Annotated in this window: 15 protein-coding genes; 9 read left to right on the forward strand and 6 right to left on the reverse strand. The window is 69.3% G+C overall.

What is annotated here, in order from left to right; translation table 11 throughout:
• Nucleotides 1–71: 71 nt before the first annotated feature.
• A complete protein-coding gene (locus tag ACFP1K_RS04135) occupies nt 72–455 on the reverse strand; it encodes a VOC family protein (RefSeq protein ID WP_380747112.1) in 384 nt (127 codons plus the stop codon).
• Nucleotides 456–1158: 703 nt separating this feature from the next.
• On the opposite strand from ACFP1K_RS04135, the gene fdh reads away from it, so the two are divergent.
• From fdh to nrfD, 3 genes are all read left to right on the forward strand, one after another.
• Complete coding sequence (fdh, locus tag ACFP1K_RS04140; protein WP_380747113.1) at nt 1159–4476, forward strand: formate dehydrogenase; 3318 nt, start codon at nt 1159–1161, stop codon at nt 4474–4476.
• 74 nt (nt 4477–4550) lie between these two features.
• Nucleotides 4551–5360, forward strand: a complete 810-nt coding sequence (locus ACFP1K_RS04145; RefSeq protein ID WP_380747297.1) for a 4Fe-4S dicluster domain-containing protein — start codon at nt 4551–4553, stop codon at nt 5358–5360.
• Entirely contained in the window at nt 5357–6298 is a 942-nt protein-coding gene (gene nrfD, locus ACFP1K_RS04150) for an NrfD/PsrC family molybdoenzyme membrane anchor subunit (RefSeq protein ID WP_380747114.1), read from the forward strand. Before ACFP1K_RS04145 ends, nrfD begins: the two co-directional genes overlap by 4 nt.
• A gap of 22 nt (nt 6299–6320) precedes the next feature.
• Here the strand turns inward: nrfD and ACFP1K_RS04155 are convergent, their stop codons facing one another.
• A complete protein-coding gene (locus ACFP1K_RS04155) occupies nt 6321–7841 on the reverse strand; it encodes an MDR family MFS transporter (RefSeq protein WP_380747115.1) in 1521 nt (506 codons plus the stop codon).
• Nucleotides 7842–8292: 451 nt separating this feature from the next.
• On the opposite strand from ACFP1K_RS04155, the gene ACFP1K_RS04160 reads away from it, so the two are divergent.
• On the forward strand, nt 8293–8943 hold the full coding sequence (locus tag ACFP1K_RS04160; RefSeq protein WP_380747116.1) for a hypothetical protein: 651 nt from the start codon (nt 8293–8295) through the stop codon (nt 8941–8943).
• Between the two features lies 1 nt (nt 8944).
• Here the strand turns inward: ACFP1K_RS04160 and ACFP1K_RS04165 are convergent, their stop codons facing one another.
• Both ACFP1K_RS04165 and ACFP1K_RS04170 read right to left on the reverse strand, forming a co-directional pair.
• Entirely contained in the window at nt 8945–9367 is a 423-nt protein-coding gene (locus ACFP1K_RS04165) for a hypothetical protein (RefSeq protein ID WP_380747117.1), read from the reverse strand.
• A 261-nt stretch (nt 9368–9628) separates the two neighbouring features.
• A complete protein-coding gene (locus ACFP1K_RS04170) occupies nt 9629–10912 on the reverse strand; it encodes a prenyltransferase/squalene oxidase repeat-containing protein (protein WP_380747118.1) in 1284 nt (427 codons plus the stop codon).
• A gap of 245 nt (nt 10913–11157) precedes the next feature.
• On the opposite strand from ACFP1K_RS04170, the gene ACFP1K_RS04175 reads away from it, so the two are divergent.
• Nucleotides 11158–11928, forward strand: a complete 771-nt coding sequence (locus ACFP1K_RS04175; RefSeq protein ID WP_380747119.1) for an endonuclease/exonuclease/phosphatase family protein — start codon at nt 11158–11160, stop codon at nt 11926–11928.
• A gap of 37 nt (nt 11929–11965) precedes the next feature.
• On the opposite strand, the gene ACFP1K_RS04180 is transcribed toward ACFP1K_RS04175, so the two are convergent.
• Nucleotides 11966–14038, reverse strand: coding sequence for a glycosyltransferase family protein (locus ACFP1K_RS04180; protein ID WP_380747120.1), 2073 nt, complete (start codon nt 14036–14038; stop codon nt 11966–11968).
• Between the two features lie 121 nt (nt 14039–14159).
• Nucleotides 14160–15296, reverse strand: a complete 1137-nt coding sequence (gene wecB, locus ACFP1K_RS04185) for a non-hydrolyzing UDP-N-acetylglucosamine 2-epimerase (protein ID WP_380747121.1) — start codon at nt 15294–15296, stop codon at nt 14160–14162.
• A gap of 76 nt (nt 15297–15372) precedes the next feature.
• On the opposite strand from wecB, the gene ACFP1K_RS04190 reads away from it, so the two are divergent.
• From ACFP1K_RS04190 to ACFP1K_RS04205, 4 genes are all read left to right on the forward strand, one after another.
• Nucleotides 15373–17034 carry a glycosyltransferase gene (locus tag ACFP1K_RS04190; protein ID WP_380747122.1) on the forward strand — a complete coding sequence of 554 codons (1662 nt, stop codon included), beginning with the start codon at nt 15373–15375 and terminating at the stop codon, nt 17032–17034.
• Nucleotides 17035–17163: 129 nt separating this feature from the next.
• Complete coding sequence (locus tag ACFP1K_RS04195) at nt 17164–18429, forward strand: nucleotide sugar dehydrogenase (protein WP_380747123.1); 1266 nt, start codon at nt 17164–17166, stop codon at nt 18427–18429.
• Between the two features lie 15 nt (nt 18430–18444).
• Entirely contained in the window at nt 18445–19533 is a 1089-nt protein-coding gene (locus ACFP1K_RS04200) for a glycosyltransferase (protein ID WP_380747124.1), read from the forward strand.
• A gap of 69 nt (nt 19534–19602) precedes the next feature.
• A complete protein-coding gene (locus ACFP1K_RS04205; RefSeq protein ID WP_380747125.1) occupies nt 19603–21423 on the forward strand; it encodes a DUF4434 domain-containing protein in 1821 nt (606 codons plus the stop codon).
• Nucleotides 21424–21901 lie beyond the last annotated feature (478 nt).

Here is a 21901-nt window from a genome sequence, read left to right on the forward strand (position 1 = left end):
CCGCTCCTCCCGCGAAGGCGGTCGCCGAAAGCCGCCGTATCTGTCGTCGCGAACATGCCCGCGCCCGCCGCTCAGGAGGTGACGGCGGCTCGCTCGGCGGCACTGCGCTCGACACAGAACTCGTTCCCCTCGATGTCGGCGAGGGTGACCCAGCCGGAGCCGTCGGGCCGGCGCCGGTCGCCGACCAGAGTGGCGCCGAGGGACAGCAGACGCTCGACCTCCTCGTCGCGAGTGCGGTCCGTGGGCTGAATGTCGAAGTGGATCCGGTTCTTGACCGTCTTCCCCTCGGGCACGGCGATGAACAGGATCGATATGCCCTCCGCCTCGACCAAGGCCTCGGGGTCCCCGGGCTGGTCGTCGTCACTGATCTTGCTACCCAGCACCTCGGCCCAGAAGTTCCCGAGCCGGTAGGTATCCGCACAGTCGATGCTCACATGGTGCACAAGAGAAGCCATGGCTGACATTGTGGCGAGCGACCAGACGTCCTCCGAAGTCGGCCCTCACGAACCGCCGGACATGCCCACCCCCGGCAGACCGCTTCACACGCTGCACTGCCACCCGGCCCACCGTCCCCGCACACACTCGGCGTTGCCCGCCGTGGCGCCCCGCCCCGCCTTGCCCTGCTTCGCCCCGCCTCGCCCGCCCCGCCCCGCCGCGTCGTCAGGTTTGCCTCACTGGCGCCGGGTCGGCGGGACGTTGTACGGCGAATACGGCGCCGCCGTACGGCGGGACACCGATCCACCGGAACCCATCGCGGTGGATCATGGTGAGCCCGGCAGGTCCCGGGAGTGCGGGGGTGTCCCCCGCCGAGAACAGCCCTCGCGCCTTCTCGCGCGAAGCGCGGCCTCCGCGAGGACCATTTCACCGGCACCGCACACACCACGGGTTTCCCGCCGTACAGCGGCGCCGACTTCGCCGTACAACGTCCCGCCGACCCGGCGCCGAACCTACAACCTGTGAAGGGTGGCGAGAACCGGGGTCGTATCGGCGCGCCGGTACACGCGATCCGCGGCGAGAAAGCGGGGCCGTGCGGTGGGGTGAGGGCTCAAGGGGTGGTGAGGTGGACGGACGGTTGGGGGTGGGTGGGGGTGGGGAGGTAGTGGCTTGCCCCCTTGATGTCACGGTGCGTTGGTGGCCGGTTGCGGACGGGAGGCGGCGATGGGTGGGCTTCGCGGGTGGCCGGTGGTGCGGCAGGTTCTGGGGGCGGACCGGCGGGGGCTCGGGGCGGCGGTGCGGTCCACGTGGGCCGATTCGGTGCGGGGGAGGGTGGCCACGGCGGATCGGGTGGTGAAGTCGATCTGTCCTTACTGCGCGGTGGGGTGCGCGCAGAACGTGTTCGTGTCGGGGGACGCGGTCGTGCAGATCGAGGGGGACCCGGACTCGCCGATCAGCAGGGGGAGGCTCTGCCCCAAGGGGTCGGCGACGCTACAGCTGACCACGGGGCCGGCGCGGGAGACGTCGGTGCTGTACCGCGCGCCGTACGGGACCCGGTGGCAGCCGCTGGATCTGGACATCGCGATGGCGATGGTCGCCGAGCGCGTGGTGCGCACCCGGGCCCGGACGTGGCAGGAGGAGTCCGAGGGCAAGCGGGTGGCCCGCACGCTGGGCATCGCCTCCCTCGGCGGCGCGACGCTGGACAACGAGGAGAACTACCTCATCAAGAAGCTGATGACGGGGCTCGGCGTCGTGCAGGTGGAGAACCAGGCGCGGGTCTGCCACAGCTCGACGGTGACCGGCCTCGGCACCACCTTCGGCCGGGGCGGCTCGACCACCTTCATGCAGGATCTGCGCAACTCCGACTGCATCATCATCGAGGGCTCCAACTTCGCCGAGGCCCACCCGGTCGGCTTCCAGTGGGTGATGGAGGCCAAGCTGCGCGGCGCGACGGTGATCCACGTGGACCCCCGGTACAGCCGTACCAGCGCCATGGCCGACCTGTACGTCCCGATCCGCGCGGGCAGCGACATCGCGTTCCTCGGCGGGATCATCAACCACGTGCTGTCGGAGGGCAAGGACTTCCGCGAGTACGTGCTGGCATACACCAACGCCTCGTCCATCATCCGCGACGACTTCCAGGACACCGAGGACCTCGACGGCCTGTTCTCCGGCTTCGACGAGACGCACCGCCGCTACGACACGAGCACCTGGCACTACCGGGGCCCGGCGGTGCAGGCGGTGTCCGGCCGCCGGGTGCGGCTCGCCGAGTACCACACGCCCGGCAGGCCCGAGGCGCAGGGCTCGGGCGGGGCGCCGGTGATGCCGGACGCCAGGTGCGACGAGACGCTCACCGACCCGCGCTGCGTCTACCAGATCCTCAAGCGGCACTACGCCCGCTACACCCCCGAGATGGTCGAACGGATCTGCGGCATCCCGCCGGAGCTCTTCGGGAAGGTCTGCGACGCCCTGACCGCCAACTCCGGCCGCGAGCGCACCACCGCGTTCGCGTACGCGGTCGGCTGGACCCAGCACACCGTGGGCACCCAGTACATCCGCGCCGCGAGCATCCTGCAGCTCCTGCTCGGCAACATCGGCAGGCCCGGCGGCGGCATCATGGCGCTGCGCGGCCACGCCAGCATCCAGGGCTCCAGCGACATCCCCACCCTGTACAACCTGCTGCCGGGCTACATCCCGATGCCGCACGCCCACACCGACGAGGACCTGGACACCTTCCTGGAGGTCGTCAGCACCCAGAAGGGCTTCTGGGCGGAGGCCCGCTCCTATGTGGTGAGCCTGCTCAAGGCGTACTACGGCGACGCCGCGACCCCGGACAACGACTTCTGCTTCGGCCACCTGCCCCGGCTGACCGGCACGCACAACACCTACGACACGGTGATGGCCCAGCTGGACGGGGTCTGCGAGGGGTACTTCCTGTTCGGCGAGAACCCGGCGGTCGGCTCGGCCAACACCCGTTTGCAGCGCCTCGGGATGGCGAAGCTGGACTGGATGGTGGTGCGGGACTTCTCGCTCATCGAGTCCGCCACGTGGTGGCAGGACGGCCCGGAGATCGAGAGCGGGGAGCTGCGCACCCGGGACATCCCCACCGAGGTGTTCTTCTTCCCCGCCGCCGCGCACACCGAGAAGAGCGGCACGTTCACCAACACCAACCGGGTGCTCCAGTGGCACGACGCGGCCATCGAGCCCGCCGGCGACCGGCGCAGCGACCTGTGGTTCGTCCACCACCTGCACAAGCTGGTCAGGCAGCGCCTGGCGGGGTCGGCCGAGCCGCGGGACCGGGCGTTCCTCGATCTCGCGTGGGACTACCCCGAGGAGGGCGAGCTGCGGGAGCCGAGCGCCGCCGCGGTGCTCCGGGAGATCAACGGATCCGGCCCGGACGGCCACCCGCTGTCGGGGTACACCGAGCTGCGCGGGGACGGCTCCACGTCGTGCGGCTGCTGGATCTACTGCGGGGTGTACGCCGGCGGCGTGAACCAGGCGGCCCGCCGCACGCCGCACACCGAGCAGAGCTGGGTGTCGGCCGACTGGGGCTGGGCGTGGCCGCTGAACCGCCGCACGCTGTACAACCGCGCCTCGGCGGACCCGAAGGGTCTCCCGTGGAGCGAGCGCAAGGCGTACGTCTGGTGGGACGAGGCACGCGGCCGGTGGACCGGCCACGACGTCCCGGACTTCGTCGAGGACCTGCCGCCCGACCACCGTCCGGGGAAGGACGCGGTGGGCGTGGCCGCGCTGACCGGCATCGACGCGTTCATCATGCAGGGCGACGGCAAGGGGTGGCTGTTCGCGCCCGCGGGGCTGGAGGACGGGCCGCTGCCCACGCACTACGAGCCGCAGGACTCGCCGATGGGCAACCCGCTCTACGAGACCCAGCCGGCCAACCCGGTGCGGCTGCTGTACGACCGGCCGGGCAACCGGTACCACCCGCCGGGCGGCCACGTCTATCCGTACGTCGTCACCACCTACCGCCTAACCGAGCACTTCACCTCGGGCGGGATGAGCCGCTGGCTTCCCTACCTGGCGGAGCTGCAGCCCGAGATGTTCTGCGAGGTCTCGCCGGAGCTGGCCGAGGAGCGGCTGCTGGAGCACGGCGGCTGGGCGACGATCATCACCGCGCGGGGCGCGATCGAGGCCCGGGTGCTGGTCACCGACCGGATGCCGTCGCTGCGGCTGGACGGCAGGGTGGTGCACCAGATCGGGCTGCCTTTCCACTTCGGCCGCAACGGCCTCGCCGTCGGCGACTCGGCCAACGAGCTGAACTCCATCGCGCTGGACCCCAACGCCGACATCCAGGAGGACAAGGCGTACACCGCGGACATCCAGCCCGGACGTCGCCCGCGCGGCGCCGGACGGCTGCGCCTGATGGAGACGTTCCGCCGCAGGGCGGGCCTGCCCGAGGATCCGGTCGAGCTCGCCTTCGAGCGGGCCGCGCGGGAGCACGCGTCCGCGGCCGGGCAGGGCGACACGGCCTGGCAGGCGTCCGGAGGCGCCGTCGGGCGCGGCGGATCGGAGGCGGGGCGATGAGCGCGGGGACCGTGGGCGTGGCCCGCCTGCCGCAGGTGCAGCGGGAAACCGGCTATTCGGGGGACCAGCCCCGGATGGGCTTCTTCACCGACACCTCGGTCTGCATCGGCTGCAAGGCGTGCGAGGTCGCCTGTAAGGAATGGAACCAGCTTCCGGCGGACGCGCCGAACCTGCTCACCGGCATGTCGTTCGACAACACCGTGGAGCTGTCGGCGTCCACCTGGCGGCACGTGGCGTTCGTCGAGCAGCGCGTGCAGAAGGACGGCGCGGGCGACCTGCGCTGGCTGATGGCGTCCGACGTGTGCAAGCACTGCACCGACGCCGCCTGCCTGAACGTCTGCCCCACCGGCTCGCTGCTGCGCACCGAGTTCGGCAGCGTGGTCGTGCAGCCCGACGTGTGCAACGGCTGCGGCTACTGCGTGTCCGCCTGCCCGTACGGCGTGATCGAAAAGCGGGAGGACGACGGCCTCGCCTGGAAGTGCACCCTGTGCTACGACCGCCTGGTGGACGGCGGCACCCCCGCGTGCGCCAAGGCGTGCCCGACCGAGTCCATCCAGTTCGGCCCGCTGGACGAGCTGCTGGAGCGGGCCGAGGCCCGGGTGCGGCGCCTGCACGAGGACGGCGTCGCGAAGGCCCGGCTGTACGGCGACGACCCGGACGACGGCGTCCGGGGCAACGGCGCCTTCTTCCTGCTCCTGGACGACCCCGAGGTGTACGGCCTGCCGCCCGCCCCCATGGACACCACCCGCGACCTGCCGGGCATGTGGCGCCACGCGGCCGTCGCCGCGCTCGTCCTGGCCGCCGGCGTCGTCGCGTCCTTCGCCCTGACGGGCCGCACCGCACCCACCGACCACCGGGCACCCGTGTGGGGGAGACGCCGATGAGCACGATGAACACGACCGGCACGGTCCCGGACGCGGGACGGGCCACGACGCCGAGGGGGTTCGCCTCCTACTACGGGCGGCCGGTGCTGAAGCCGCCGGCGTGGAAGCCGCTGCACATCGGCGGCTATCTGTACCTCGGCGGGCTGGCCGGCGCGTCGTCGGTGTTCGCGGCCGGCGGGCAGGTCACCAGCAGGCCGGGGCTGGCCCGCGCCGGGAAGGTCGCGGCGCTGGCCGGGATCACCCTGTCGATGGTCGCGCTGGTGGAGGATCTCGGCCGGCCGGGCCGCTTCCTCAACATGCTGCGGGTGTTCAAGCTGACCTCCCCGATGAGCGTCGGCTCGTGGCTGCTCGCCGGGTACGGCCCGCTGGTCGGCCTGAGCGCGTTCGCCGACCTCACCGGCCGCCTCCCCCTGCTCGGCAAGGCCGCCTGTTACGGCTCGGCGGTGCTCGGCCCGGCGGTCACCACGTACACCGCCGTCCTGATCAGCGACACCGCCGTGCCCGCCTGGCACGAGGGTCACCGCGAGATGCCGTTCCTGTTCGCGGGCTCGGCCACCGCGACGGCCGCGGGCGCCGCCCTGATCGCCGCACCCGCGGCGGAGAGCGCCCCCGCCCGCCGGGCCGCGCTCTTCGGCACCGCACTGGAACTGGCCGCCGGCCGCCTGATGCGCCACCGCATGGGCATGATCGCCGAGCCGTACCACCAGGGCCGCGCCGGCGCCCTGACCCTGGCCGGCGAGGTCCTGGCCGCCGCCGGCGCGGTGGGTGCCGTCCTGTCCACCCGCAGTCGCCGCGCCACCGTCCTGTCCGGAGCCGCCCTGATGGCCGCCGCGGCCTGCACCCGCTTCGGCGTCTTCGCCGCGGGCACCGCCTCCGCGGCCGACCCGAAGTACACCGTGGTCCCGCAGCGCGCCCTGATCGACCGCATGGGGGAGTGAACCAGCCCACGGGGCCGAGTGCTCAGTCGAAGGTCAGTTCCTGGGCGCGCCGGGGCATCAGCAGCAGGGCGACGACGGCGAGGGCCGCGACCACCAGCAGGGACAGGAAGACGTGGTGGGTGGCGTCGGACAGGGCCCGGCGGATGTAGGCGGCCGTGGCGGTGTGGGCCGCGGGGCCCTGGGCGCCGAGGACGAGGCTGGTGGCGTCCAGGGTGGTGGGGAGTTTCCCGGTGAGGGCGGCGGGCGGGTGGGCGAAGCGGTCGGACAGGGTGGCGTTGGAGATGGCACCCATGGCGGCGGCGCCCACCGCGCTGCCGAGGGAGCGGCAGAACATGTGGGTCGCGGTCACCACCCCCCGCCGGTCCCAGCCGACGCTCGACTGGAGGGCCACGATGGTGGGGCTGGACGACAGGCCGAGGCCCACGCCGACCACGAAGCACGCCGCCGCGACCTGCCACACCGCGGCCTTCGAGGTCAGCAGGACGCACAGCACGGCGCCCGCCACGAGCACGCCGGAGCCGATGAGGGCGGTGTCGCGGAACCCGATGCGCATGTAGATCCGCCCGGACACCGTGGCGGCGAGCGGCCACCCGACGGTGAGCGCGGCCAGCGCGAAGCCCGCGAGCAGCGCCCCGGTGCCGAGGACTCCCTCGGTGTAGGTCGGCACGTACGAGGTCAGGCCGATCAGCAGCGCGCCGACGGCCAGCCCGACTATGTTGCCGCCGACGAGCATGCGGCGGCGGAACACCCACAGCGGCAGGATCGGCTCGACGGCCCTGCGTTCCACCAGCACGAACGCCACGACCAGCAGCAGCCCGGCGGCGAAGATGACCAGGCTCGGCGCCGAGACCCAGTCCCAGGCCAGGCCGCCTTCGAGCAGCCCGAGGATGAGCAGCGAGGAGCCGCTGACGAGCAGCCCCGCGCCGAGGTAGTCGATCTTGTGTGAGCTGGTGCTCACCCGCTCCTTGAACCGCCGCAGGAGCATCCACGCGGCCAGTGCGCCGAGCGGCAGGTTGATGAAGAAGATCCAGCGCCAGGTGAGGTAGTCGGCGAACAGCCCCCCGATCGCCGGCCCGATCACCGCCGACACGCCCCACACGCTGGCGACGTACCCCTGCACCCGGGCGCGTTCCTCGACGGAGTACATGTCCCCGATGATGGTGATGCTCATCGGCTGCACGGCCCCCGCGCCGATTCCCTGCAACGCGCGGAACACGATGAGCGCCGGCATGCTCCAGGCGAGCCCGCACAACACCGAGCCGAGCAGGAACACCGCGATGCCGAAGAACATCACCGGCTTGCGCCCGAACAGGTCGGCCAGCTTGCCGTACAGCGGGACGGTGACCGCCTGGGTCAGCAGATAGATGGAGAACAGCCAGGGGAACTGCGCGAACCCACCGAGATCGGTGACCACCGACGGCACCGCCGTCGCGATCACCGTGCTGTCCAGCGCCACCAGCCCGGTACAGAGCATCACGGCGGCGAGCACCGGGCCCCGTTCGGATCGCAGGCCGACGCTCGTCGATGTCGTTGTCGTCGTCACGTGGCAATCCCCCCGCCTGGGCGTCGACATCAGCGGTGCGGTCGTGCTAGCCCGGTTGGGCGGGCCCCGAACTGAGCAACCAGTAGCTGTCGGCGTAGATTCCCTTTCATCCTTGCCCATACGGTCTGTACGTATATGTGCATCAGGCAGTTACCTTGTACCCCTATGAGAGTGCGGGAAGCGCTGCGAGGTTTGCTCGGTATCGTCTGTTTGTGCATGACCGGCTTCATAGCACGTCGGCCTGAGTGGGTGACCGTATATCGAGGGGGACCATTTGCGATCAGAGATGCTTCCCCGCGTGTCTCTTTGCTTTACGGACCCAAAGAACCTGGACTGGCTTGAGGTGCTGTGGATGCGCCCGTAATGTTTACGGCGAAGGAAGCATCCCTCAGGTCAAGAGAGCCAGATGAGTAGCGATGCGTTCAATAGACTCAGAAGTGTTCTGGAGCCCATGGATCACCAGGTTGATCCGGCAGTGGTGGCGGAGCTTGGTAGTCGTCGATCACTTGACGACATAGTCAGTTCGCTGAGCGGGGATAGATCCTTGGTTGAGGCGGTTGCCGCTCGTTCCTATGCGCACCCGAATGGGTTCGACCGAATATCGCTCTATCGCGATCCGCTAGGGCTTGAGGTGCGCGTTCATCTCTGGTGGACGGGAGTGCCGTCCGACGAGAGCATCCATAATCACGCATGGGACTTCAGTTCCCAGGTGATCGTGGGATCATTACGCTTCCAGATGCTCAGCCCGCTGCCTTGCGGTCGGGAATATGATCGTTACAGTTCGAGTATGCCTGTTGGAGGGCGATTCGGTGATTATCAGTTCGCCCGCACAGGTGCCGTCCGACTCGATGTGGTCTTCGACGGCACGGTGACGGCCGGCTCCTCCTACAGTTTGAACCACGAGGCCTATCACCGGGTTCTGGCCTCGCCTGAAGGTGCTCCACTCGTTGCGACCATCGTTGTCCGTGGGCTCGTGCGGCGCAAGTTCTCGAACGTGCTCGTGCCGAAGGGGGCGGCGATGCCGAGCCATAGATCCCTGCGGCACCTCGGTGGAACCGAGATCGTTGAAAAGCTTCAGATGCTCGTGCGGTACATCCGGTAGTTCAGCGGATGTTCTGTGGTTGGGATTGCGAGGAGCCGGACTCGCTCTTGGTCGTTTCATCCCACAAAGAGTTGCCCGAGAAGTCGATCAGCTCTTCTTGGCCGGCCGTCCATGGCGGTGTGGACGTTAGCAACATACGGAGATTGCCCTGGTATGTGAATCGTGACCCGGCTGGCACCGTGACAAGATCACCCTGTACGCATCGCTCCGTACGTCCCTCGACCACGAACGTGCCCGTCCCATCAAGGACGTAATAGACGAAGTCGCACATGTGCTGTGTCAGCCAACTTGGGAGTTGCCCATCTATCTCTACGATGAGGTAGCTGCTACGCATCACGCTGGCGTTGGCATCAAAGAGCTTCCCGCGATGACCAAGCTTGTCAAAGTTCCAGTCGCTGGGCTCTGGGAACACGTAGTGGCTCACGGCTCACCTTTCCGACTCTTCGCAATGATGTGCTCTTGGCAGGCCACAAAGCACATCGGGATGCGGGCGGCGTAGCACTACAAACGCACCAGCTCCTACGCTGGCTCCGTGGCCATCTCGACGCATCAGGCCGTGTCGAAGCTCCTTACGATGTCGCTGTATCGATTCTGGCAGATCCACGCCATTTAACCAAGACATCTTGTTTCGGGTCGGAGTTTGCGCGCGATAGGGGCACTCCGAAACCAAAGAGGTTCGTCACGCTTATACCTTTTTGTCTTTCGAATCACCAGTTGAGCGAGAGATGCGTTTCACCAGCCAGCCGATGATCAGGGCCAGGCAGGACCAAATCACGGTGCTCACAAGATTGGTCCAGATGCCGGCTCCATCTAGCCGGAGGAACCGAGCCAACTCCGACAGGGGCGGTTGGATGGAGCCCCAGAACTGAGCGACTGCCAGGGCGCCTACGGCCAGATACAGAAAGGAATCACGGCCCCGGGACGTCAAATCCCGCGCGATCCGTCTGGCGGCGCCGCGTACCCCTGTTTCTTCCATGGTGGCTGAGCTAGGCCTTCGCACCTTGTTCCACTCAACCAAGGCCACCATGACCTGCGTCGTGCACCAGACGAACTCCACTGGATCGTATTCCTCGAATAACCACGCACCAGACTTCCGTTGACGGCCGAGAAGATAACGCACAGCGCTTTCGGCCGCCAGTTGACACTCGCGGTCATCGGGGAACTGAGTTAGCGCGAGAAGAGCCCAGGCCGTGCCATAGTGGATGCACCGTGAGGGGATACGGGGGCGCTCTGTGGGAAACCATTCGTCGTGACTGTTCCCCCAGCCGCCTTCGGCCTTTTGGCGTTCTAGAAGGTACGCTGCTCCCCCGCGTACCCAGTCAGCGTCGGATCGTCCCTGGGCGACGCAGAGTGCGTATAGGACCTGTGCTGTTGTGGCGGCGTTAGGAGTCGCACCGAAGCTTACTCCCCATCCGCGAGTCTCTGGATCCTGCATCTTGTGAAGGCGGGAGATCATCTTGGCGCACATGCGCTCGGTGTCAGGTTGGAGCGCGAACGCCCACAGCGCTAGAGCTGTGGGGAAGGTCCGGGGTTTTCCCACGTCCGCCGGGGTGGTAGCCGCCGCGCCTTCGCTGTCCACGCAACGGTACAGATAGTCCACCGCCCGCCTAACGCAAGTGTCATTCCCCGCGTTCCATCCCATTCCGTGAAATGCGATGACGACCCATGCTGTGGCTTCGCTGGCCGAGTATTCGAGTTCGCGTGCAGGGAAGCCGCCGTCCGGCCGTTGTCTGCTTTTTAGCCATTGCGCGGCATCGGCCAGGTCAGATGAGTTGGCTGGCTCCCCCATGGCGGTCATCCCCCGGATGCCGTCAAGGGTTCCCCCCCACTCCGTCGGGTCCTCACTCTCATGATGTCCCCAGCCCATCGCACCATCTGAGGTGCGTTTGTAGACCGAGCGCAGCCATCTTTCTGCGTTCCGCAGGCTGGCCGTTGGGTCCAGAGGATCGACCGGGCGAATCGCGGGCATGTCACCTCACAGTGGATGAATGGACATCACGTACCTACCGGTATCGTGTGCGCCCTGCACAACGTGACACTGCCTGGCGCGTCGCCATCTCAGCCCCGATGCCACTCCGGTACCCGACGGACGCAAGCCGTGACCCGATGTCGAGTGGGGCGCCAGGCATCAAGCTCCGCTCCCTGGGTAGCGGGGGCCCGTCATAGCGAGGGGGACTCCAGGAGGGGTCCCGGGGGAATAGGGCCGACATCGTCATGGAGCTTGTGGAGCGCGCTGCGACTGATTCCACCTTTTTGTCGGCTTACGTCCGGGTTGGGACCTGGAACGTCAACGAAGCGACAGCAGTCCGCTCTGGTGTGGATCCTTTCCTGGAGATCCTTCACCTAGTGCGGGAACAGAGGCTTGACTTGCTCGCCATGCAGGAGGTTCCGTTCCCGGATTGCTCGGATGTGTCGCCTTTGTTCCAACGTCTGCTAGGCGAGACGCAGCTCTCATACATGGCGGGGCACAACTTGTCACCGTCCTACGTGCGCCCTGGCGGTCGATCCGGGGTGGCCATAGCTAGCCGGTTCCCTTTCGACGAGGTAACGCGAGCCGTATTCCCCAATCCCCAGCTGGTGTCCGAGGGAATCTATAGTTTCGACAAGGGTACGGTGACGATCAGAATCTCTCTGGGTGGCCGCAAGATTACGTTGGGTTCGGTGCACTTGTTTCCCTTTCATCGTTTCCATCGGCGGGCTGAGGAACCGGAGTTTTCGGCCATATGGGATCACTTGGCTAAGGAAGTGGAGCAGTACGATGATGAAGTCGTCGTATTCGCAGGTGACTTCAACACTGAGCAACGCGACCTCGTTCTCAGACGCCTGGAAGGTCCTTTGCAGTCGGCATTGCCGGGAGGTCGTGTGGACGATGTCCTTTTTGGAGGCGCCCGGCTCGTGACGGTTACCACGGTGCCCACGTTCTCCGACCACCCGTTGTGCATCGCTGAGCTGGATCTGACGAGCGCACGAGAGGCTGCCGCATGACACGCCACCCGTGATTCAGCTTGCGTACCTGCGCGAGTCAGATCATCACGTGCGGCTCGGGGTGGCCGGTGAAGCAGAACTGGGCGTTGCGGGTGAGCTTGTAGTCCTGGGCCTTCCAGGTGTGGGCGGAGGCGTCGGCGCCGCGCATGTAGACGAAGTTGAAGCGGTCCGCCGAGTAGATGCGGATGCCCTCCTCCTTGCAGCGGCGGACCAGGCGGGTGTCCTCGCCCGCGTTGACCGGCTCGAAGGCGAAGGCGCGCAGCAGGCCCGCCTTGGCGAGGATCGTGGCGCCCTGCACCAGGTGGGCGTAGCGGTGCTCCAGGCCGGGCAGGCGGATCACCGTGGAGTCGGTGGCGGGGAAATAGGTGTAGTGGGCGCCCTTGCCGGTCATCTCGGCGTCGGAGTAGTCGAAGACGCGCAGCAGGTCCGACAGGTAGTGCTCGCCGTAGAGGTTGTCGTCGTCCATCTTGGCGATGTACTCGCCCTCGGCGCGGGCGATGCCGAGGTTGAGCACCTCGCCGAGGGTCAGCGCCGGGTCGGCGGTCAGCACCGTGACGGCGGGGATCCCGGCGGCCAGGGCCTTGTCCCGCACGACGGCCGGGTCGATGTCCAGGCCGTGCAGCACCAGGATGAGCTCCAGGTCGCGGTGGCGCTGCCGGGCGACCTGCGCGATGGCGTGCTCCAGCTGGCCCGCCCGGTTGGTGGGCAGCACGATCGAGACGCTCTTGGAGTGGGTGGCGACCGGCCGGCCGAGGTCGCCGAGGATCTGGTCGACGCGGTGCGAGAACAGGTGCTTGTCGAACACCTCGCGATGCGCGAGGTGGCCCTGCCTGGCGCGCAGCTCGGGGCTGTTGATCAGGTAGAGGGCCTGGTTGTAGGCCTCCTCCTGGGTGTGCGCGACCGGTACCAGCGGCCCGAAGGTCTCCTCGATGGCCCGCGACCAGCCCGACAGCACGGTGGTCGAGCAGGCCGACAGCTCGAAGACCCGCCGGGCGCACATGGTGGGCGAGTCGATCACCGAGTTCACGTTGAGGAAGACCTTGTACATCTTGTACGCGGCCAGCATCTGCTCGTACGGCAGCTCGCCCACGATGTGCGGGCGATACTCGGCGGGCCAGGCGTACTTGTCGCCCGCCTTGTCGTTGCGGGCGAAGATGTGCAGGCCGAGCTCCCGGGTGGGCGCGATGACCGTCTCCATCTGCTCGCGCCGCTCGGGGTGCTTGTCGCGGAAGTACATGCCGGCGAAGACCACGTCGTGCAGGCGGCCCTGCTTGGTCTGGATCGGGTTGTGCACCCGGGGCTGCGCGGCGAACTGCAGCACGCCGACCCGGTCGTGCCCGAGGATCTCGCGGTACTTCGGCACCATGTCGCCGTCGCACGTGTACACGTGGTCGAACAGCTTGGCGGTGTCGATGAAGAAGTCGAAGTTGGGCGGGTCCTCCTTGTTCCAGAAGACCGTGGGGATGCCCTGCTCGCGGCACCAGGCCACGAGGTCGCGCAGCTCCTGCTTGGGGGCGTTGGTGCCGGTCATCTGGTAGCGCCAGCGGCCCTGGTTGCCGTGCCAGGCGGACTCGCAGAACAGGACGTCCGGCCGCTTATCCGCGAAGATCTGCCGCCAGTCCGCGAGCCCGAACTCGATCTGGTCCCACTCGTAGCGGAAGGCCAGCCGGGAGAAGTCATCCAGGATGACCGCGACCTTGAGGTCGGGGCGGTTCACCGGGCCGGACGGCCATTCGAGGTTCGGGATCTTGACGGCGGGGGCGTGCGCCAGGGCGGCGTCGATGGTGACGCTGCTGGCGGCGACGGTCGGCGGGGCCTTCGGGGCCTTGCCCGGCTTGATCGCCCGGGACAGGTCGCGGGGGAGGCGCACCAGCCTGGCGGGGCGCTTGACCCCGGCGAGCGCGGTGCTGACCCGGTAGGGACGCTGCGCCTTGGTGGCGGCGAGCTGCCACTGGGCGTAGTCGGCGCGCGCCTCGGCGGTGGCGAGGCGCCGCTCCAGCTCGCGGATGCGGTCCTCGTAGCGCTCGACGGCCTTGCGCTCCTCGGGGAGCCAGTTCACCGCGCCGAGCCGCTGGAAGCGCGGCTCTTCCGGATCGTTCTGGTCACTCATGGTGCGCCTTGCTCCCTCACGTCCGACTCACTGCCGCGGGACGTCCGATCGTACGGCTTTTACCGGCTGAAAGTGGTGGTTTCCGGCTAAATGCCCAGATCGCAGCCCCGGGCAGAGGGTCTCAGGAGCCGCTCGGCGGCACGCCCTGCGAGGCGGGCGAGAGGTTGTCCCCGCGCAGCCACGCCTCGATGACCCGTGCGATCCGCGGCCCGGCCTTGCCGTCCCACAGCGGCGGCAGCTCGCCGGTCGGGGTGACCGCGCCGTCGGCCAGCGCCTTGGACGCCGCGGCGGACAGCGTGGCCGGGGTGACCAGCCGGTTGGAGCCGTGCGTGATCGTGATCGGCCGCTCGGTGTTGGGCCGCACGGTCAGGCACGGCACGCCGAGCATCGTGGTCTCTTCCTGCACGCCGCCGGAGTCGGTGACGACCAGCGCCGCGCCGCGCACCAGCGACAGGAACTCGACGTACCCGAGGGGGTCGACGATGCTGAGGTTGCCGCCGGTCACCAGGCCGGCCTCGGCCAGGCGGGTGCGCCCGCGCGGGTGCAGCGGCACCACGATCGGCACCTGCTCGGCCACCGCCAGCACGCCGTCCACCAGCTCGCGGGCCGACGCGGGGTCGTCGACGTTGGCCGGGCGGTGCAGGGTGGCGACGGCGTACCGCTCGGGCAGGCCGAGGCGGGCGCGCACCGGGGCGGGGTCGAGCTTGGGCAGCGCCGAGAACAGGCTGTCGATCATCGGGTTGCCCACGAGGTGGACCTTGCCGGGCGCGACGCCCTCGGCGGCGAGGTGGGACAGGCCGTCCGGGCTGGTCACCAGCAGGATGTCGGCCAGCGCGTCGGTGACGACACGGTTGACCTCTTCGGGCATCTCGCGGTCGAAGGACCGCAGGCCCGCCTCGACGTGCGCGGTCGGCACGTGCAGCTTGGCGCAGACCAGGATCGCCGCGAGCGTGGAGTTGACGTCGCCGTACACCACGACGAGGTCCGGCCGGTGCTCGGAGACCACGTCCTCCAGACCGGTGAGCAGCGCGGCCGTCTGCCGGGCGTGCGTGCCGGAGCCGACGCCGAGGTTGGCGACCGGGTCGGGCAGGCCGAGGTCGGCGAAGAACACGTCCGACATCAGGGCGTCGTAGTGCTGCCCGGTGTGGACGATGCCCTGACGGATCCCGAGCTCGCCGAGCCCGCGCACGACCGGTGCCGCCTTGACGAAGTTCGGCCGGGCGCCGAGCACGTGCAGGACGAGGGGGTTTTCCCTCATTGACCTCGCCTTTCCCCCTGGAACCGACAACGGATGGGTAACTTAGCTCAAGCGGTGCCTATGGTACGGTCACCGCGTGGTTTCCGAGGCCAGGCAGCCCGATCAGGTCACTCCGAAGGCGGCGCGGGCCGGCGTCGGAGGTTTCCTGAAGGGCTTCATCCAGCATCCGGTCATTGTCTCCAGGGTCTTCGTCACCAAGGTCAAGTCCGATCCGATGCGGGTGGCGCAGGCCGCCGCCGAGGCCATGCCGGCCCGGCTGCGTCCCGCCGTCGGCAAGGTGGCCTGGCCCGTGGCCCGCGTCGCGCGGGTGACCGCCCGCAAGATCGCGCGCCGCATGGCGAACGGTCCGCTCGACTCCGCCAAGAACGAGTTCGAGCGCGGGCGCATGACCCAGGCCATCGAGATCCTCCGGCCGCACTCCCGGTGGCCGTTCATCCGCCGCAGGATCGCCTACTACGAGGGCGAGAAGGCCGCGGTGAGCCCGGGCCCGATCCCGCCGAAGTCCAAGGTGATCGTGGGCGAGCGGATCGAGGGGCGGGTGCTGCACTGCGTGACCAACGCGCTGCCGTACACCCAGGCCGGGTACACCGTGCGCACCCACCGCATCGTCACCGCGCAGCTCGCCGCCGGGCTCGACCCGCACGTGGTGACCAGCTGGGGCTGGCCGATGTTGCAGGGCCACGCCGACGCCGAGCCGTACGACGAGCTCGACGGCGTGCCGTACCACCGGCTGCTGCCGAGCGGTGACGTTCCGTTCGAGAGCCGCGGCCGGATGGTGCGCGGGGCCGGCGAGGTGGCCGAGCTGGTCCGCACGCTGCGCCCGCAGGTGCTGCACGCCGCCACCGACCACCGCAACGGCTCGGTGGCGCTCGCCGTGCGCGAGCGGACCGGCACGCCGGTGGTGTACGAGGTCCGGGGCTTCCTTGAGGAGACCTGGGCATCCCGCGACCCCGCGCGGGTCGGCAGCGAGCGCCACCTGCTCCAGCGCGAGCGGGAGGCGCACATCATGCGCGCCGCGGACGCCGTGGTGACGCTGGCCGAGACGATGGCCACCGAGATCGTCGAGCGGGGCGTCCCCCGGGAAAAGATCTTCCTCGCGCCGAACGCCGTGGACGACTCGCTGCTCACCGCCGAGTACGACGGCGCCGCGCTGCGGGCCGCGTACGGCATCGCGCCGCACGAGATCGTGGTCGGCTCGGTGTCGAGCATCGTCGGGTACGAGGGCTTCGCCACGCTGCTGTCCGCCGCCGCCCTGCTGCGCGACTCCGGCACGCCCGTGCGGGTGCTGATCGTCGGCGACGGCGCCGAACGGCCCGCCCTGCTGGCCCAGGCCGAGCAGCTCGGCCTCGGCGACCTCGCGCTGCTGCCCGGCCGGGTGGGCCCCGAGGAGGCGCTCCAGGCCCAGGCGGCGCTGGACATCTTCGCCTGCCCCCGTGACGATCTACGGGTCTGCCGGCTGGTGACGCCGCTCAAGCCGGTGGAGGCGATGGCGCTCGGCAAGCCGGTCGTGCTCAGCGACCTGCCGGCGCTCTCGGAGCTGGTGGGATCGGACGGCGCGGGCCTGCTGGTGCCGCCGGGGGACCCCGCGGCGCTGGCCAAGGCCCTCGCCGGGCTGAGCGAGGATCCCGCGCGGCGCGCCGAGATGGGCGAGGCCGGGCGGGCCGAGGTGGCCGCCAAGCGCACCTGGAGCCGTGTCGCCGAGGGATATCGGGCGATCTACCAGTCTCTGTCCCGGTGATTGACGTACCATGACCGCTGGGAAAGTGTCACCACGCAACCGGTTCAATCGCATTAGACATGAGCTGTGCGGACTTGAGATAGCCTTTGCCACCATGCAGTGTTCTTTCGGACTTCCTCAGGTCGCGGCGTGAGCGGATACGATCTCGCGGTCATCGGCCTCGGATACGTGGGCATGCCCCTGGCGAAGGAAGCCACGGGAGCGGGCCTGCGTGTCGTCGGCCTCGACGTCGACCAGCGCAAGGTCGACGCCCTGAACTCCGGCCACTCCTATATCGACGACCTGAGCGACGCCGATCTGGACTCCATGCTGGGCAACCAGTTCACGGCCACCCTCGACCAGGCCATCCTCGCCGCCAGCTCCGCCATCGTGATCTGCGTCCCGACGCCCCTCGATGAGGACCACCGCCCGGACCTCTCCGCGGTGCGCGGCGCCGTCGAGTCGGTGGGCCGTTACCTCCAGCGCGGCACCCTGGTGGTGCTGGAGTCGACGACCTACCCCGGCACCACCGACGAGGTCGTCCGGCCGATCCTGGAGGAGGCCTCCGGGCTGACCGCCGGGGTGGACTTCCACCTCGCGTTCTCCCCCGAGCGCATCGACCCGGGCAACGCCAAGTACGGCCTGCGCAACACCCCGAAGGTCGTCGGCGGCTACACCGAGGCCTGCCGCGACCGCGCGGCCGCGTTCTACGCCCGCTTCATCGAGCAGGTCGTCACGGTCAGCGGCACCCGCGAGGCCGAGATGGCCAAGCTCCTGGAGAACACCTACCGGCACGTCAACATCGCGCTCGTCAACGAGATGGCGATCTTCTGCGACGAGCTCGGGGTGAACCTCTGGGAGGCCATCGAGGCGGCCTCCACCAAGCCCTTCGGGTTCCAGAAGTTCCTGCCCGGCCCGGGCGTCGGCGGCCACTGCATCCCGGTCGACCCCTCCTACCTCTCCCACGCGGTCCGCAAGCTCGGCTACCCCTTCCGGTTCGTCGAGCTGGCCCAGGAGATCAACGAGCGGATGCCCGCGTACGTCGTGGCCCGCGTGCAGCGCCTGCTCAACCGGGCGCGCAAGCCGGTCAACGGCTCCCGGGTGCTGCTGATGGGCGTGACCTACAAACCCGACATCGCCGACGAGCGCGAGACACCGGCCGTGCCCATCGCACGGGCCTTCCGCGACCTCGGCGCCGAGCTCGCCTTCGCCGACCCGTACGTGAAGCACTGGACCGTCGACGGGGTGAAGGTCCCCCGGGAGGACGACCTGCGGGAGGCGGTGGAGCGGGCGGACGTGACCGTGCTCCTCCAGCAGCACTCGGTGTTCGACCTGGAGATGGTGGAGAAGCACGCGGTACTCCTGCTCGACACCCGTGGCGTCCTCTCCGAGGGCGAACGCGTCGAGCGGCTCTGAAAGCGGGGTCGCTGCGTGCACGTGCTCGTCATGACGGTGGTCCACCACCCTGAGGACGCCCGGATCCTGCACCGGCAGATCCGCGCGCTCGTGGACGCCGGTCATGCCGTCACATACGCGGCGCCCTTCACCGCGCGCGGCGTCGTGCCCCGGCCGTGGGTCACCGGGGTGGACCTGCCCCGGGCCGCCGAGCGCAAGCGGCTGACCGCGATCAGGGCGGCGCGCCGGCTGTTCAAGAGCCTGCGTCATCAGGTCGACCTCGCCATCGTGCACGACCCCGAGCTGCTGCTCGCGGTGGCCGGGGTGCGGCGACGTCCCCCGGTGGTCTGGGACGTGCACGAGGACACCCCCGCCACGCTGTCCCTCAAGCCGTGGCTGCCGTCGTTCCTGCGCCCGCCGACGCGCTTCCTCGCGCGCATGCTGGAGGGGACCGCCGAGCGCCACCTGCACCTGCTGCTCGCCGAGACCGCGTACGCCGGGCGGTTCCGCCAGGCGCACCTGGTGGTGCCGAACGAGACCTGGGTGCCCGACCACGTCAGCGAGCCGTCCGACGACCGCGTGGTCTACCTCGGATGGCTGTCGGAGGCGCGGGGGGTGCGCGAGGCCGTCGAGGTGAGCAGGCTGCTGCAGCCGCACCGCGTCGCCGTCGAGCTGATCGGCTACGCCGACCCGCAGAGCAGGCCCATGCTCAACCAGGCGGTCGCCGAGGGCGTGCTGGAGTGGCGGGACTTCATGCCGAACGACGAGGCGCTCAAGCGGCTGGACGGAGCCCTCGCCGGGCTGTCACTGCTGCACGACGAGCCCAACTACCGGCACTCCATGCCCACCAAGATCGTGGAGTACATGGCGCACGGCATCCCGGTGATCACCACACCGTCGCCGCGGGCCGTCGAGCTGGTGGAGCGTTACCAGAGCGGGGTCGTGGTGCCCTGGCAGGACCCGCAGGCCGTCGTGCGGGCCGTACTGCGGCTGCGCAACGACCCGCGCGAACGGCGCGCCGCCGGTGCCCGCGGGTACGCGGCGGCCCGCGCCAACCACCACTGGCCGAACTCCGCGCGCAGGTTCGTGGCCCAGTTAGAGGCATGGGCGGGAGAGCGGAGCTGACCTTCGCCCGCCGAGCCTCCCGATCGTGCTTTATCCGGACCACAACCTAAGGACGGTAGTCTCCTGAAGGTGCGCGGGCTCACTCTGTTGTTCGGAGCGGCTCTGCTGGCCGCCGTCGCGGCGATCGTGATCGTCCTTCCCGACTCCCCCGGTTCGCCGTCGGGGGCCGTGACGTCCTCCAGCCCCAAGGCGACCGGCAAGGCCACCCCCACCGGCCCCACGCCGTCCACCCCGGTGTTCAGCGACCCCTGCGGCACCTTCGACACCACGACGCCGACACCGTACGCCGTCACCGGCTACTGGCTGGTGCCGACCACCGACCACTGCACGTGGCGCAGCCAGCTGCAGGCCATCCACCGCGTCGGCGGCGACACCGTCGTGCGTCTCGGCTTCGGGTTACAGGCCCGTCCGGTGGACGACGAGGGCCGGGTGCTCGACATGGCGGGCGAGGAACCCGACCGGCGGTACGAGAAGTGCGAGGAACTCGGCATGACCTGCGTGCAGGCCGCCGAGTCCGCGCTCAAGGCCGCCAACCCCGGCAACCGCATCACCTGGACGTACGTCTACCGCACCGACGAGGCGTTCGGCGCCGGCCTGTTCCGGTGCCCGCAGATGGAGCACACCATCACCGTCGGCGACGAGGTCTTCTACCGCATCCTCGCCCCCGACGACGGCACCGACGACCCGACCTGCGACTTCAGCTCCAAGGGCAAGGGCTACCACCTGATCCTGGTGGACGGCGCCCGGCAGGACAGCCTCACCGAGATCCTCGGCCTCGCCGACCGCTTCGCCATGAAGGTCTTCCCCGCCCTGCCCGTGGCCCCCCGCGACCGGGTCGAGCCCACCAAGGCCGACCCCCGGCACATCGGGACGCTGACCACGCTGACCCGGCGGGTGCTCCAGGACTACGGCGACCGGTTCAACGACCGCGCCTCGCTCGGCGGGGTGTACCAGCCGTTCGAACTCCAGCTGCGCGACTGGCCCGACCCCGCCGAGGTGGCGACCCTGCGGGTGTACGCGGAGCAGCACGACATCGTCCAGCAGGAACTGCCCGGCAAGCCCATCATGGTCAGCCCCTACCTGGACGCGCGCAAGGAGAAGCAGTTCACCTCCACGCCCGAACAGGTCAAGCGGGGCTTCATGGCGCTGGCCCGCACCGGCGTCGGCATCGTCGCGCCGCAGGACAGCCGCGGCACCGGGAAGGTCGGCCTGTTCTGGCCCAACCTGCGCAGCCAACCCGTGGACGAGCGCCTGAAGCCCGTGGTGGGCGACAGGACGTACCGCGAGGCGTACTACGGCGCCACCCGGGACTACTACCGCGCCATGTCCGAGGCGCTGGCCGAGCTGCGCGCCGAGGGCGAGGACCTGCAGCTGTGGGCCAATGTCGAGGCGTTCGAGCCCGAGGGCGACGGCGCGTGCGAGGCCGGCGGCAAGCGGGGCGCCACCGACAAGAAGCGCCTGGACGAGGCGGTCGGCTTCGTCGGCCCCTACGTCTCCAAGATCATCTCTTACAAGTGGAGCAGCTACTTCAACTGCGGCTCCCCCACCCTCGCCGAAGAGGTCGCCGCCGACTGGGACCGCCCCATCCCCATCCAGGCCCTGTCGGTCTCCCGAGGCATCCAGCAAGGCGTGGAGGTCCGCGGCTACAACCTGGCCGGCGGCACCGTCACCATGAGCTGGTTCGGCGGCGACACCCCTCGAACCGCCGACTCCGCCACCATAGGCTGGACCGACCGCACCCCCATCCCCGGCCTCCCCCCCGCCGTCCAGCGCATCTGGGTCCCCGTCGACTGGTCCACCGTCCCCCAGAAGGCCTGGCTCAAAATCGAAGTAACCACCCCCGACGGCCGCAAAAGCAACGCCCCCGTCTACCTCCACCGCGAAACCTGACCCACCCACCCACGGCGCCCCGAGCAGTCCTCCCGGCGCCGTGGAAACGGTGCCTTCGGCGCTGTCTTATTCAGGGCGACCCTCGCCGCACCTCCTCCCCACCGACCCGCGCCGGGGAACCAGACCGTTCCCGCTTCGTACACGTGCGGGAGTCTCCCGGGGCGCCGGGGAATCGAAGTGACCACCCCGACGGCCGCAAGAGCAACGCCTCCGTCTACCTCCACCGCGAAACCTGACCGCTCACCCGCCGCCCTGGATCAGTTCGAGCGGCGCTGTGGAAACGGCGCCTTCGGCGCTGTCTTATTTTGGGCGACCCTCGCCGCACTCCCTCCCACCGACCCGCGACAGAGACCCAGACGTTCCGCCGTGCATACGTGCAGGAGCCTCCAGGGGCGAGGGGGAAAGGGTGGCTTCGGCGCATTCTTACTAAGGCGAGTCTCAGACAGCCCGCAACACGCCATCGCGCAGGCGATCATGC

The sequence above is a fragment of the Sphaerisporangium aureirubrum genome (assembly GCF_042658925.1).
In the GTDB taxonomy this organism is placed as follows: domain Bacteria; phylum Actinomycetota; class Actinomycetes; order Streptosporangiales; family Streptosporangiaceae; genus Sphaerisporangium; species Sphaerisporangium aureirubrum.

Bases quoted from the DNA above. Each gene is read 5' to 3' on its own strand.
- ACFP1K_RS04180 (WP_380747120.1), bottom strand. From the start codon at position 14,038: ATGAGTGACCAGAACGATCCGGAAGAGCCGCGCTTCCAGCGGCTCGGC.
- fdh (WP_380747113.1), top strand. From the start codon at position 1,159: ATGGGTGGGCTTCGCGGGTGGCCGGTGGTGCGGCAGGTTCTGGGGGCG.
- nrfD (WP_380747114.1), top strand. From the start codon at position 5,357: ATGAGCACGATGAACACGACCGGCACGGTCCCGGACGCGGGACGGGCC.
- ACFP1K_RS04175 (WP_380747119.1), top strand. From the start codon at position 11,158: ATGGAGCTTGTGGAGCGCGCTGCGACTGATTCCACCTTTTTGTCGGCT.
- ACFP1K_RS04135 (WP_380747112.1), bottom strand. From the start codon at position 455: ATGGCTTCTCTTGTGCACCATGTGAGCATCGACTGTGCGGATACCTAC.
- wecB (WP_380747121.1), bottom strand. From the start codon at position 15,296: ATGAGGGAAAACCCCCTCGTCCTGCACGTGCTCGGCGCCCGGCCGAAC.
- ACFP1K_RS04145 (WP_380747297.1), top strand. From the start codon at position 4,551: ATGGGCTTCTTCACCGACACCTCGGTCTGCATCGGCTGCAAGGCGTGC.
- ACFP1K_RS04160 (WP_380747116.1), top strand. From the start codon at position 8,293: ATGGATCACCAGGTTGATCCGGCAGTGGTGGCGGAGCTTGGTAGTCGT.
- ACFP1K_RS04170 (WP_380747118.1), bottom strand. From the start codon at position 10,912: ATGCCCGCGATTCGCCCGGTCGATCCTCTGGACCCAACGGCCAGCCTG.